The organism is Streptomyces sp. NPDC040622 (assembly GCF_055593965.1).
In genome coordinates, this window is record NZ_JBVIXD010000002.1 from 32,713 (window position 1) to 45,073 (window position 12,361).

Sequence of the window (12,361 nt, forward strand, 5' to 3'; positions counted from 1 at the left end):
TGGCTCCTCTCACCTGGTTCTGCCTGGATATTCGGTTGCCGCCGATGGGCGACCGGTGGAGACAATGTGTATCGCACGCGCTGCCGTGGACGCCGGTCCGTCACCCCTTTCGTTGACCTTGGCGCCGGTATTTGCGCTTCTGGGCTTGTGGTTGATTACGGGGGATTGAGGACGTTATGTCGTATGTAGAGGTTCCCGGGGCGAAGGTACCGATCCGGATGTGGGCGGACCCGGCCTCGGTCGAGGACGCGGCGATGCGCCAGCTGCAGAACGTGTCCACGCTCCCCTGGATCAAGGGCCTGGCCGTCATGCCGGACGTCCACTTCGGCAAGGGCGCGACGGTCGGCTCGGTCATCGCCATGCGCGGCGCGGTCTGCCCGGCGGCGGTCGGCGTCGACATCGGCTGCGGCATGTCGGCGGTCAGGACGTCGCTCACCGCGAATGACCTTCCGGGTGATCTTTCACGGCTCCGGTCGAAGATCGAGCAGGCGATCCCGGTGGGCCGCGGCATGCACGACGACCCCGTCGGGCCCGGCCGCTTCCACGGCATGGCGACGTCCGGGTGGGACGACTTCTGGGGGCGGTTCGAGGGGGTCGCGGAGGCGGTCAAGTTCCGCCGCGGGCGGGCTGCCGCGCAGATGGGGACACTCGGCGCGGGCAACCACTTCTGGGAGCTGTGCCTCGATACGGACGGTTCAGTCTGGATCATGCTGCACTCCGGATCCCGGAACATCGGCAAGGAGCTGGCGGACCACCACATCGGCCAGGCGCAGAAGCTGCCGCACAACCAGGGACTCGTGGACCGCGATCTCGCCGTCTTCATCGCCGACACCCCGCAGATGGCCGCGTACCGGCACGACCTGTTCTGGGCGCAGGAGTACGCGAAGCACAACCGGGCCATGATGATGGCGCTCTCCCAGGACGTGATCCGCCGCGAGTTCAAGAAGGCGAAGGTGACCTTCGGCGAGGTGATCTCCTGCCACCACAACTACGTCAGCGAGGAGCGCTACGACGGGATGGACCTGCTGGTCACCCGGAAGGGCGCGATCCGGGCCGGCAGCGGTGACCACGGGATCATCCCGGGCTCGATGGGCACGGGCTCGTACATCGTGAAGGGCCTCGGCAACGCGGCGTCCTTCAACTCGGCCTCGCACGGCGCGGGACGGCGCATGAGCCGGGGCGCGGCGAAGCGGCGCTTCTCCACGAAGGACCTGGCGGAGCAGACACAGGGCGTCGAGTGCCGCAAGGACTCGGGCGTCGTGGACGAGATCCCCGGCGCGTACAAGCCGATCGAGCAGGTGATCGACCAGCAGCGCGACCTCGTGGAGGTCGTGGCGAAGCTGAAGCAGGTCATCTGCGTGAAGGGCTGAGCCGGGGTCAGGTCCGGCGTGCGGCGGGACGCCTACTTCGCGTGGCGGACCGCGTAGATCATGACGAACGCCACGAGGTGGATGCCGAAGAGGAAGTACGCCAGGTACCACCACACCATCCGCTCGTTCTTCTTCTCCTCGGCGAGGCGGCGCGACTCGTGTTCGTGCGTGAGGCGTTCGAGCGGGTCGGGGGAGTCGGCCGTGTACGCCGGTGTGCCGGGGTCGTCGCCGGGGAGCGTCATCGTCACGCGTCCCGGTGGACCTTGGTGTTGGAGGCCTGGGCGCGCGGGCGGACCACCAGGAGATCGATGTTGACGTGCGGCGGGCGGGTGACCGCCCAGGTGATCGTGTCCGCCACGTCGTCGGCGGTGAGCGGCTCGGCGACGCCCGCGTAGACCTTCGCGGCCTTCTCGGAGTCCCCGCCGAAGCGCGTCAGCGCGAACTCGTCCGTCTTGACCATGCCGGGGGCGACCTCGATGACCCGGACCGGGGTGCCGACGATCTCCAGGCGGAGGGTCTCGGCGAGGACGTGCTCGGCGTGCTTGGCGGCCACGTAGCCGCCGCCTCCCTCGTACGTCCCGTGGCCCGCCGTGGAGGACAGCACCACGACCGTGCCGTCGCCGCTCGCGGTGAGCGCGGGCAGCAGGGCCTGGGTGACGTTCAGCGTGCCGATGACGTTCGTCTCGAACATCTGGCGCCAGTCGGCCGGGTCGCCGGTGGCGATCGGGTCCGCGCCCAGCGCGCCGCCCGCGTTGTTCACCAGGACGGCGATCTTCTTGAAGGCCGTCGCGAAGGTGTCCACCGCGGCGCGGTCGGTGATGTCGAGCGCGTACGCGACCGCGTCGTGCCCGGCCTCGGTGAGCTCGGCGGCGAGCGCCTCGATGCGGTCCTTGCGGCGCGCGGTCAGGACGACGCGGTAACCGGCGGCGGCGAGGCCGCGGGCGGTGGCGGCACCGATACCGCTGCTCGCGCCGGTGATGATCGCGATGCGGGTGGCGGCGGCGGTCATGGGGCACTCCTCGGGCGGTGCGGGATCGGCTGGGGTGGTGCGGTGGTGCGGTGCGCCGGTACGGGGCCGGCGTGGCCGGTGGGCGCGGCCGGCCGGTGGGATCGGCCCACCGGCCAGGATATGCGTGCGGTTCGCGGGGCCGGCGGCGCGTACGGGTGGGGGCCCGGGACGGGGAGCCGGCACGGGCGTGGGGCCGGCCGTCGTGCGAGGCCGGTCGTCGGACGAGTCAGTCGCCGCGCGGGGCGTACATGATCACGGCCATCCCCGCGAGGCAGATCAGCGCCCCGACGACGTCCCACCGGTCGGGCCGGTAGCCGTCCGCGACCATCCCCCAGGCGATCGATCCCGCGACGAAGACGCCGCCGTACGCGGCGAGGATCCGCCCGAACTCCGCGTCGGGCTGCAGCGTGGCCACGAAGCCGTAGAGGCCGAGCGCGATGACGCCCGCGCCGATCCAGGCCCAGCCCCGGTGCTCGCGCACGCCCTGCCAGACGAGCCAGGCGCCGCCGATCTCGAAGAGGGCGGCGACGACGAAGAGGGCGGCGGAGCGGGCGACGAGCATGGTCAACAGGGTGGCATGGGGGGTGCCCGCGGTGTTCTCGGGCGGCGCGGTGGCATAGATCGGGGCACGGTGCGCAAAGCTCCGGTCGGTGTGGCGGGCGGCGGGCGAAGGGTGGAGGTTGCTGTGCGGGTTCCTCGTGCGGGTGTAGCGGGTCCAGCGGGTGTACGGCGGGTGGGTGTGGCCGCGGCGGGGCTGGGGGTGGGGCTCGGCGTGGTTGTGGGGCTCGGCGGGGGTGTGGGGTTCGCTGCGGGTGCGGGTGCGGGTGCGGGTGACGCCGTCGCCGGGATCGTGCAGGTGCGGCACGGCGGGAGCGCCGTGCCCGGCGGCCGGGCGGTGGGCCGGCCCGTGCCCGACGAGCGGGAGGCCGACCTCGCCTTTCATGGGGAGGCGTCCGTGCGCGGCGGGATCGTGCGGGTTCGGTTCGTGTCGCGGAATCACGGGCCCTCCGACCTCGCCGACGCCACCGTGCGGCTGCGCTGGTCGCTGCCGATCGCCGAGGTGCGGCGGCTGCCGGAGGCGTGTCTGCGCTCGGGCCCGGCCACCGTGCTGTGCCGTACGGGCGCGCTGGGCGCCGACAGCGTCGGTGACTCCGTCGAGGTCGTGGTGCGGGTGGCGGGTCGGCCGGGCGAGGTGGCCGTACGGATCGGCACGGACTGGAACGGCGGGGCCGTCGACCGGAACCCGCGCAACAACGACCACGCCGTGCTGGTCCTCGACACCGGGGACTCCTACTACTTCTGACCGCCCGCTGGTGACGGGGAGGGGGCAGGATCCGGCCGCTCAGCTCGGGGTCAGGTCATAGCGCCAGTCGTTGCAGGCGTGCCAGTTCCCTTTGGGGTACTCGATCGTCGCCTCGCCGCGCAGGGTGAAGCCCGCCTTGCGGCAGACCGCGTTCGACGCGCCGTGCTCCGTCGCCGGGAAGGCGTGCAGGTGGGCGTGGCCGTCCGCGGCCCGCGCCTTCTCGATCACCAGCCGCGCCGCGCCCGCGGCGACGCCCAGGCCCTGGAACTCGGGCAGCACGCCCCAGCCGGTCTCCCAGACCCGCTCGCCCTGCCAGGTCGTCTCCCAGTACCCGATCGAGCCCGCGACCTGGCCGTTCAGGATGATGCGGAACATCTCCCCCTTGCCGTCGAGCGCGAGGTAGCGGCGGTGGCGATCCGCGACCTTCTCCGGGGCCTCGGGGCCGCCCAAGTGCTCGGTCATCTCCGGGGTGTTGAGACGCAGCAGCAGGGCGAAGCCGTCGTCTTCCGACCAGGGTTCGAGGCGCATGGCGAGGTGCTGTGATCGCTCCATGTCCCCACCGTAGGAGGAGGGTCTGACAACGGCCTCTCGCGGCGACCCTCAGTGGGGCCCGTACGCCGTCGGCGGCACGCCCACCGTGGCCGTGAAGTCCCGTACGAGATGGGCCTGGTCGGCGTAGCCGAGGGTGGCCGCCAGGTCCGCCCAGTCGACGTCCGACTCCGACTCGGCCCGCTCCAGGGCCTCGTGGATGCGGTACCTCAGGATGATCCACTTCGGCCCCACGCCCACGAACGCGGAGAAGAGCCGCTGCAGCGCCCGTACGGACATGCCCTCCGCCCGCGCGAACGCGTCCACGCGCCGGATCGCGCGGTCCCCGCGGATGCGGTCCACGAGCCCCGCCGCGAGCTCGGCCTGCGGGTCGGGCTCGGGGGCGAGGCTCAGCAGGAAGGCGTCGAGCGCCGCCACACGCGCGTGCTCGTCGGCGGGGGCGAGGATCGCCGCCGTCGCGGCCGCCGCCTCTTCGGGGGTGTGCGGGAAGACCCGGGACAGGGGGAGCCGGTGGCCCGTCCAGTCCGACACGGGGTGCTCCGGTGCGAACGGACGGAAGGCGCCGGGGCGGAACTGCACCCCGCACACCCGACCGCGCCCCTCCAGCTTCGTACTGAAGAGGCCGAGTCCGATGCCCGCGACCTCGCCGAAGCGGTGCGGGTGCTCCTCGGACCGCGCGTGGAGCTCGTACGACTGGAAGACCACGTTCACGGAGGGGTGCGGGACCACGTGGGTGGCGTAGGGCTCCGGGAGGTCCCAGTCGATCAGCCAGTAGTGCTCCAGGTAGGGGCGCAGCGCCTCGGCGGGGGTGTGGCGGCGGAAGCGCACCCTGGAGAGGAGGCCGGACGCGTCCACGATGCCCCGGGTGTCGCGGCGCGGCGCGTCCGAAGTCGCGTTGCTCTCCGCGTCCGCGTCCGAGTTCGCGCCCGCGTTCGGCTGCGGGGTGGCGGCGGGGTCCGGCGTGGCAGGTGCGTCCGACATGGAGGGATCGTAGGTCCGCCGGTGTGCGTCCGCGGGGAGTGTCGCGTTTGTTCAAGAGGTGGCCGGGGTCCTCTTCGTACGGTCGTCCCATGGACACTTCACGCACCCCCGACCCCGCTTCCGACTCCGCCCCCGCCTCCGACTCCGCCCTCCGGATCAGCGACCTGCTCGCCTTGGCCGTCGAGCGCGCCGCCCCCGTCGTCCGTGCCCTTCCCGACGACCGCCTCGGCGATCCCACGCCGTGTGCCGACTACGACGTGCGGGCGCTGGTCAACCACCTCTTCCATGTCGTCGTCCAGTTCCAGGAACTGGCCGCCAAGCGGAACTCCGACTTCTCGGCCACGCCCGACCACCTCGCCGAGATCGGGGACGGCTGGCGGGAGCGCTTCGTCGAGGAGGCGGAGAAGCTCGTCCGCGCGTGGGGCGAGCCCGGCGCCGACGAGGGGACCACGGGCGCGATGGACATGCCGGCCGGGACCGTCGGCTGCATGGCGTTGCTCGACCTGACCGTGCACGCGTGGGACCTGGCCCGCGCGACCGGCCAGGAGTACCGGCCGGGGGACGGGAACGGCGGCGGGGAGAGCGACGACGCCGTCGTGCTGCGGCTGACCGAAGCGGTCGAGGGCATGGCTCCGATGGCCCGCGAGAGGGGCGTCTTCGGAGAGGCCGTGCCGCTGGCCGACGAGAACGCGTCCGCCTTCGACCGCCTCCTCGCGACGACGGGCCGCGACCCGCACTGGAAGCGGTAGGCCCGGGGGGCCGGGGGGAGAGGGGAGGCGGCGCCCCGGGGTGGGGGCGCCCGGCACCCGGCACCCGCCCCGGCACCCGGCGCCCGCCCCGGCACCCGGCGCCCGCCCCGGCACCCGGCGTCTGCCCTCCGGCACCCGGCGTCTGCCCTCCGGCACCCGGCGTCTGCCCTCCGGCACCCGGCGTCTGCCCTCCGGCACCCGGCGCTCGCCGGCGCCCCCCCCGGCACCCGGCGCCTCCTCCCGGCACCCGGCTCCCCGTCCCCGCTTTCGCCGCCCGGCACCGGACACCCTCACCCCCGGGAATACCCCGCCCCCCATCCTCGTTCCACGGGTATAGTTGAACAGTCAACAAATTGTCGGCAGCTGGTCGACAGCCGTGGAGAGTGAGCCAGTCATGCAGTTCGGGATCTTCAGCGTCGGTGACGTGACCGCCGATCCGACCACCGGCCGCACCCCGACCGAGCGCGAGCGCATCAAGGCGATGGTCGCCATCGCGCTCAAGGCCGAGGAGGTCGGGCTCGACGTCTTCGCGACCGGCGAGCACCACAACCCGCCCTTCGTGCCGTCGTCCCCGACCACGATGCTCGGCTACATCGCCGCCCGCACCGAGCGGCTCGTCCTCTCCACCTCCACCACCCTCATCACCACCAACGACCCGGTGAAGATCGCCGAGGACTTCGCGATGCTCCAGCACCTCGCGGACGGGCGCGTCGACCTGATGATGGGGCGGGGCAACACCGGCCCGGTCTACCCGTGGTTCGGCAAGGACATCCGCCAGGGCATCAACCTCGCCGTCGAGAACTACGCGCTCCTGCGCCGCCTCTGGGACGAGGACGTCGTCACCTGGGAGGGCACGTTCCGTACGCCCCTGCAGTCCTTCACCTCGACGCCCCGGCCCCTGGACGGTGTCGCGCCCTTCGTCTGGCACGGCTCCATCAGGTCGCCGGAGATCGCCGAGCAGGCCGCGTACTACGGCGACGGCTTCTTCCACAACAACATCTTCTGGCCCGCCGAGCACACGAAGAAGATGGTCGACCTGTACCGGTCGCGGTACGCGCACTACGGGCACGGCACGCCCGAGCAGGCGACCGTCGGACTCGGCGGCCAGGTGTTCATGCGCAGGAACTCCCAGGACGCGGTGCGGGAGTTCCGCCCCTACTTCGACAACGCGCCGGTGTACGGGCACGGTCCCTCGCTGGAGGAGTTCACCGCGCAGACCCCGCTCACCGTGGGCTCCCCGCAGCAGGTCATCGAGCGGACGCTGTCCTTCCGCGACAGTGTGGGGGACTACCAGCGCCAGCTGTTCCTGATGGACCACGCGGGGCTGCCCCTGAAGACCGTCCTGGAGCAGCTCGACATCCTCGGCGAGGAGGTCGTCCCCGTGCTGCGCGAGGAGTTCGCGAAGAACCGCCCGGCCGCGGTGCCGGACGCGCCCACCCACGCGGCGCGCGTGGCCGCCGCCGAAGAGGCCGGGGAAGAGGCCGGGGAAGAGGTGTCCGCGTGAAGCTCGTCGTCGTGTCCGCGGGACTGAGCGTGCCCTCCTCCACGCGGCTGCTCGCCGACCGCCTCGCCGCGGCGGTCGCGAGCGCCGCCGACGTACGGATCGAGGTCGTCGAACTGCGCGACCTCGCCGTCGAGATCGCGCACAGCCTGACCACCGGGTTCCCCGGCCCCGCCCTGGGCGCCGCGATCGACGCGGTGGCCGGCGCCGACGGCCTGATCGCCGTCACCCCCGTCTTCTCCGCGTCCTACAGCGGGCTGTTCAAGTCGTTCTTCGACGCGGTGAGCGGGTTCGACAAGGACGCGCTCGCGGGGACGCCGGTCCTTCTCGCCGCGACCGGCGGCACGGGACGACACTCCCTCGTCCTGGACCACGCGCTGCGCCCGCTCTTCGCGTACCTGCGGGCCGTCGTCGTCCCGACCGGCGTGTACGCGGCGTCCGAGGACTGGGGCGCGGAGGGCCTCGCGGAGCGGGTGGACCGGGCCGGCGCCGAACTGGCGCGGCTCATGCGGCCGACGGCGGACGCCGGTCCCGAGCTGCCCCCGGTCGTCCCCTTCGAGCGGCAACTCGCCGCGCTGCGGGGGAAGTAAGGGAAGCCGGACGGGGAGCGGCGCGGGGTCAGGGCCAGACCAGGCAGTACGCCTGGTGGCCCGCGTCGTGCAGACGGTGGCTGAAATCCTGCCACTCGTGGAGGAGCCGGTAGACGTTGAAGGCGTCGCGCGGGCCGCCGCGGTCCGGGACGGTGGACCAGATGAAGGCCGCGGCGCCCACCGACTCCTCGCCGATGCCGCGCAGCGGGTCGACGACGGTCATGGGGAGCTTCACCACGGCGTAGTCGGGGTGCAGGACGACCAGTTCCAGTGGGGGCACTTTGTGCAGGGGTATGCCCTCGATGCCGGTCAGGACCATCGCGGCCATCGTCTCCGGCTTGATCTTCGTGAACATCCCGCCCATGCCGAGCTCGTCGCCGCCGAGCTCCTCGGGGCGCATCGAGATCGGTACGCGGGCGGCGGTCGCGCCGTCCGGGGCGCCGAAGTACTTGTACGTCACCCCCACCCCGCCACCTCTGCTGCTCACCCGGTCCTGCCGGGACTCACCGGCCCGGCCGCGCGCCTGGTCGGGCGCCTGCGCGGGTTCCGCTTCCGCCTCGCGTCGGTGCTTGCCCCGCCGGGCACGCCGCGGGCCCAGGCCGTCGGTCCCCTCGCCCAGTCCGCCACCGCGATGCATATCTCCACCCGACTGCTTTTCCAGGGCGGCACGGCCCTGTCTTTTCTAGGCCTCGCGGCCCCCGCCACGCAACCCGATCATCGTGTCAGTGACCTCCCCCACGTTCACCCGCTAAAACGTGGAGTGAAACACCTGTCCGCAGGATGTCCGGACCCTCTGACACCATGGCTCGTGTGAGCTTCCCGTATAGCGCCCCAGTTTCGCAGACTCTCTTCGACCGTGCGGCGGCCGTGACGCCCGGCGGTGTGAACTCTCCCGTGCGCGCGTTCCGCGCTGTGGGTGGTACGCCCCGTTTCATGGTGTCCGGTACCGGTCCGTACCTGACTGACGCCGACGGCCGCGAGTACGTCGACCTCGTGTGCTCGTGGGGTCCGATGATCCTCGGGCACTCCCACCCCGAGGTGATCGCCGCCGTGCAGGAGGCCGTCTCGCGCGGCACCTCCTTCGGCACGCCCGGCGAGGGCGAGGTCGCGCTCGCCGAGGAGATCGTGGCCCGCGTCACCCCCGTCGAGCAGGTGCGGCTCGTCTCCAGCGGCACCGAGGCGACCATGTCCGCCATCCGTCTGGCGCGCGGCTTCACCGGCCGCGCCAAGGTGATCAAGTTCGCCGGCTGCTACCACGGCCACGTCGACGCGCTGCTCGCCGCCGCGGGCTCCGGCGTCGCCACGCTCGGGCTTCCGGACACGCCGGGCGTCACCGGCGCCCAGGCCGGCGACACGATCGTCGTGCCGTACAACGACCTCGAAGCGGTGCACGAGGCGTTCCACAAGCACCCCGGTGAGATCGCGTGCGTCATCACCGAGGCGGCGCCGGGCAACATGGGCGTCGTACCGCCGCGGGAGGGCTTCAACGAGGGCCTCAAGGCGGCCTGCGCCAAGAACGGCGCGCTGTACATCTCCGACGAGGTGATGACGGGCTTTCGTACGTCGAAGGCCGGCTGGTACGGCGTCGACGGCGTGACGCCCGACCTGATGACCTTCGGCAAGGTCATGGGCGGCGGCTTCCCGGCCGCGGCCTTCGGCGGCCGCGCCGACGTCATGGCGCACCTCGCCCCGGCGGGCCCGGTCTACCAGGCGGGCACGCTCTCCGGGAACCCGGTCGCGACGGCCGCGGGCCTCGCCCAGCTGCGCCTGCTGGACGACGCCGCCTACGAGAAGGTCAACGCGGTCTCCGCACAGCTGCGCACGCTGGTGTCCGACGCGCTCGCCAAGGAGGGCGTCGCCCACCGGGTGCAGAACGCGTCGAACATGTTCACCGTCTTCTTCACCGACCGCGAGGTGCGCAACTACGAGGAGGCGAAGGCGCAGGACTCCTTCCGCTTCACCGCGTTCTTCCACTCGATGCTGTCGCAGGGCGTCTATCTGCCGCCCTCGTCCTTCGAGTCCTGGTTCGTGTCCACCGCTCACGACGAGCGGGCGATCGAGCGGATCGCCGCCGCCCTGCCGGGTGCCGCGCGCGCGGCCGCGGAAGCCACGGAGGCCACCGCATGACCGGCACCCCGGCGGGCGACGAGCTGACCGTCGTCCATCTGATGCGCCACGGCGAGGTGCACAACCCCGAGGGGATCCTGTACGGGCGGCTGCCCGACTACCACCTCTCGGAGCTCGGCCGGCAGATGGCCGACCGCGTCGCCGAGCACCTCTCCCGGCGCGACGTCACGCACGTCGTGGCCTCGCCGCTGGACCGCGCCCAGGAGACGGCCACGCCGATCGCCAAGGCGCACGGCCTGGACCTCGCGAGCGACGGCCGTCTGATCGAGGCGGGCAACGTCTTCGAGGGCAAGACCTTCGGGGTGGGCGACGGCGCGCTGAAGAACCCCGAGAACTGGAAGCACCTCGTCAACCCCTTCAAGCCGTCCTGGGGCGAGCCGTACGTGGAGCAGGTCGTGCGGATGATGGGCGCCCTGGACGCGGCGAAGGACGCGGCGCGCGGGCACGAGGCGGTGTGCGTCAGCCACCAGCTGCCGATCTGGATCGTGCGCAGCTTCGTGGAGAAGCGGCGGCTGTGGCACGACCCGCGCAAGCGGCAGTGCACGCTCGCCTCCCTGACGACGTTCACCTACCGCGGCGACAAGATCGTGTCGGTGGGGTACAGCGAGCCGGCCCGTGATCTGGTGCCCGCGCACCTCCTCGCGGGTGCCAAGCCGGTGAAGGGCAAGAGCAAGGCATTCGGGGCGTGAAGCGTTCCGATTTCCTGGCCGAACGGCCCTTGCGTTTCGGGGTAAACACCCTCTGTGTTTTTCGGGGCACTCCCTCGAATGTCGACGAGGCGTAATCGCGTCGCGACTGTATGTCCATCCCAGGTAAAGCACCGTAAATAAGTGCGACTTACCGGAACCCCGGTGTTCGTCGCGCCCTCTAACAGGTCGTCCCTCTTGCACGGCAAATAGAGCAGGAACGGACCCAAGGGCGCGACGAATGGGGATGGAATGCGCGACATCAGCCGCAGGGGAATGCTCGGACTGGGAGCGGGTACGGCCGCCGCTCTCGGACTTGCGGCATGCGGCACCGGGGGCGGCGGCGATTCGTCGTCCGCGGGAAAGGCCGGGGACGGAGCGGGCGGCGCGGGGAAACAGCCGGCCAAGCCGATCGGTGACGGGTCGACCGCCTACACCGGTAAGCAGCCCCACCAGCCGGGCAAGCCCGTTCCGCTGGAGCCGGGCGAGACGCCGCCGCAGTTCGTGATCTTCTCCTGGGACGGCGCGGGCGAGGTCGGGAACGGACTGTTCCCGCGCTTTCTGAAGCTCGCCGAGGACCACAACGCGCACATGACGTTCTTCCTCTCCGGGCTTTATCTGCTGCCGGAATCGAAGAAGCGCATGTACCGGCCGCCGAACAACGCGGTCGGTGCGTCCGACATCGGCTATCTCACCGACGGTCACATCAAGGACACCCTGAAGTACGTCCGGCAGGCCTGGCTCGAAGGCCATGAAATCGGCACGCACTTCAACGGGCACTTCTGCGCGGGCACGGGTTCGGTGGCCAACTGGACGTCCGCACAATGGCAGGACGAGATCGACCAGGCCAAGTCCTTTGTGAAGAAGTGGCGTACGAACACCGGCTGGACCGATCTGCCGTCGCTGCCCTTCGACTACGAGAAGGAACTCGTCGGCGGCCGCACGCCCTGTCTGCTGGGCCAGGACAACCTGCTGCCGACGGCGAAGAAGCTCGGCTGGCGCTACGACGCGTCCTCGCCCGGCGGCCGCCAGAAGTGGCCGCAGAAGAAGATGGGCGTCTGGGACCTGCCGCTGCAGGGCATTCCCTTCCCCGGGCACTCCTTCGAGGTCCTCTCGATGGACTACAACATCCTCGCGAACCAGTCGAAGAACTCCACGAAGGCGCCGCCGGCCAACTACCCGGGCTGGCGCAAGCAGGCCACCGAGGCGTACATCGCCGGATTCAAGCGGGCCTACGAGAGCAACCGCGCGCCGTTCTTCGTCGGCAACCACTTCGAGGAGTGGAACGGCGGCATCTACATGGATGCCGTGGAAGAGGCCCTGAAGCACATCGCGGGAAAGAAGGACGTGCGCCTCGTCTCCTTCCGGCAGTTCGTGGACTGGCTCGACGTGCAGGACCCGAAGGTCCTCACGCAGCTCCAGGGCCTTGAGGTCGGCCAGCAGCCGGCCGGCGGCTGGAAGGGCCTCAGCCGGTAGAACGCTTCGGTCAGGCGACC

Annotated in this window: 14 protein-coding genes; 8 read left to right on the forward strand and 6 right to left on the reverse strand. The window is 71.4% G+C overall.

What is annotated here, in order from left to right; translation table 11 throughout:
• Nucleotides 1-176 precede the first annotated feature (176 nt).
• Entirely contained in the window at nt 177-1,370 is a 1,194-nt protein-coding gene (locus ACZ592_RS04495) for an RtcB family protein (RefSeq protein WP_471580039.1), read from the forward strand.
• A gap of 32 nt (nt 1,371-1,402) precedes the next feature.
• Here ACZ592_RS04495 and ACZ592_RS04500 read toward each other — a convergent pair whose 3' ends face one another.
• From ACZ592_RS04500 to ACZ592_RS04510, 3 genes are all read right to left on the reverse strand, one after another.
• The gene (locus tag ACZ592_RS04500; protein WP_471580702.1) at nt 1,403-1,612 is read right to left on the reverse strand and encodes a hypothetical protein; all 210 of its coding nucleotides are present in this window, start codon (nt 1,610-1,612) and stop codon (nt 1,403-1,405) included.
• Nucleotides 1,613-1,614: 2 nt separating this feature from the next.
• Nucleotides 1,615-2,379: an SDR family NAD(P)-dependent oxidoreductase gene (locus ACZ592_RS04505; protein ID WP_471580040.1), complete on the reverse strand. Its 765-nt coding sequence runs from the start codon at nt 2,377-2,379 to the stop codon at nt 1,615-1,617.
• 226 nt (nt 2,380-2,605) lie between these two features.
• Nucleotides 2,606-2,941 (reverse strand): YnfA family protein, encoded by a 336-nt coding sequence (locus ACZ592_RS04510; protein WP_471580703.1) that lies wholly within the window; start codon nt 2,939-2,941, stop codon nt 2,606-2,608.
• Nucleotides 2,942-3,364: 423 nt separating this feature from the next.
• Here ACZ592_RS04510 and ACZ592_RS04515 point away from each other — a divergent pair, with 423 nt between their 5' ends.
• Nucleotides 3,365-3,682 carry a hypothetical protein gene (locus ACZ592_RS04515; protein ID WP_471580041.1) on the forward strand — a complete coding sequence of 106 codons (318 nt, stop codon included), beginning with the start codon at nt 3,365-3,367 and terminating at the stop codon, nt 3,680-3,682.
• A gap of 39 nt (nt 3,683-3,721) precedes the next feature.
• Here the strand turns inward: ACZ592_RS04515 and ACZ592_RS04520 are convergent, their stop codons facing one another.
• Together ACZ592_RS04520 and ACZ592_RS04525 are read right to left on the reverse strand one after the other, a co-directional pair.
• Nucleotides 3,722-4,234 (reverse strand): GNAT family N-acetyltransferase, encoded by a 513-nt coding sequence (locus tag ACZ592_RS04520; RefSeq protein WP_471580042.1) that lies wholly within the window; start codon nt 4,232-4,234, stop codon nt 3,722-3,724.
• Nucleotides 4,235-4,282: 48 nt separating this feature from the next.
• Nucleotides 4,283-5,212, reverse strand: coding sequence for a DUF6597 domain-containing transcriptional factor (locus ACZ592_RS04525; protein WP_471580043.1), 930 nt, complete (start codon nt 5,210-5,212; stop codon nt 4,283-4,285).
• An 89-nt stretch (nt 5,213-5,301) separates the two neighbouring features.
• On the opposite strand from ACZ592_RS04525, the gene ACZ592_RS04530 reads away from it, so the two are divergent.
• The 3 genes from ACZ592_RS04530 (at nt 5,302) to ACZ592_RS04540 (ending at nt 8,052) form a co-directional block, all read left to right on the forward strand.
• A complete protein-coding gene (locus ACZ592_RS04530; RefSeq protein WP_471580044.1) occupies nt 5,302-5,961 on the forward strand; it encodes a TIGR03086 family metal-binding protein in 660 nt (219 codons plus the stop codon).
• A gap of 394 nt (nt 5,962-6,355) precedes the next feature.
• Complete coding sequence (locus ACZ592_RS04535; protein WP_471580045.1) at nt 6,356-7,465, forward strand: LLM class flavin-dependent oxidoreductase; 1,110 nt, start codon at nt 6,356-6,358, stop codon at nt 7,463-7,465.
• Nucleotides 7,462-8,052 carry an FMN reductase gene (locus ACZ592_RS04540; protein WP_471580046.1) on the forward strand — a complete coding sequence of 197 codons (591 nt, stop codon included), beginning with the start codon at nt 7,462-7,464 and terminating at the stop codon, nt 8,050-8,052. The genes ACZ592_RS04535 and ACZ592_RS04540 overlap by 4 nt, the downstream gene beginning before the upstream one ends.
• Before the next feature lie 28 nt (nt 8,053-8,080).
• On the opposite strand, the gene ACZ592_RS04545 is transcribed toward ACZ592_RS04540, so the two are convergent.
• Nucleotides 8,081-8,689: a hypothetical protein gene (locus ACZ592_RS04545; protein WP_471580047.1), complete on the reverse strand. Its 609-nt coding sequence runs from the start codon at nt 8,687-8,689 to the stop codon at nt 8,081-8,083.
• A gap of 164 nt (nt 8,690-8,853) precedes the next feature.
• Between ACZ592_RS04545 and hemL the strand changes: the two genes are divergently transcribed.
• The 3 genes from hemL to ACZ592_RS04560 all read left to right on the forward strand — a co-directional run bounded on the left by hemL (nt 8,854) and on the right by ACZ592_RS04560 (nt 12,341).
• Nucleotides 8,854-10,179, forward strand: a complete 1,326-nt coding sequence (hemL, locus tag ACZ592_RS04550) for a glutamate-1-semialdehyde 2,1-aminomutase (protein ID WP_471580048.1) — start codon at nt 8,854-8,856, stop codon at nt 10,177-10,179.
• Nucleotides 10,176-10,868 carry a histidine phosphatase family protein gene (locus ACZ592_RS04555; RefSeq protein WP_471580049.1) on the forward strand — a complete coding sequence of 231 codons (693 nt, stop codon included), beginning with the start codon at nt 10,176-10,178 and terminating at the stop codon, nt 10,866-10,868. The genes hemL and ACZ592_RS04555 overlap by 4 nt, the downstream gene beginning before the upstream one ends.
• A gap of 249 nt (nt 10,869-11,117) precedes the next feature.
• Nucleotides 11,118-12,341 (forward strand): polysaccharide deacetylase family protein, encoded by a 1,224-nt coding sequence (locus ACZ592_RS04560; protein ID WP_471580050.1) that lies wholly within the window; start codon nt 11,118-11,120, stop codon nt 12,339-12,341.
• Nucleotides 12,342-12,361 lie beyond the last annotated feature (20 nt).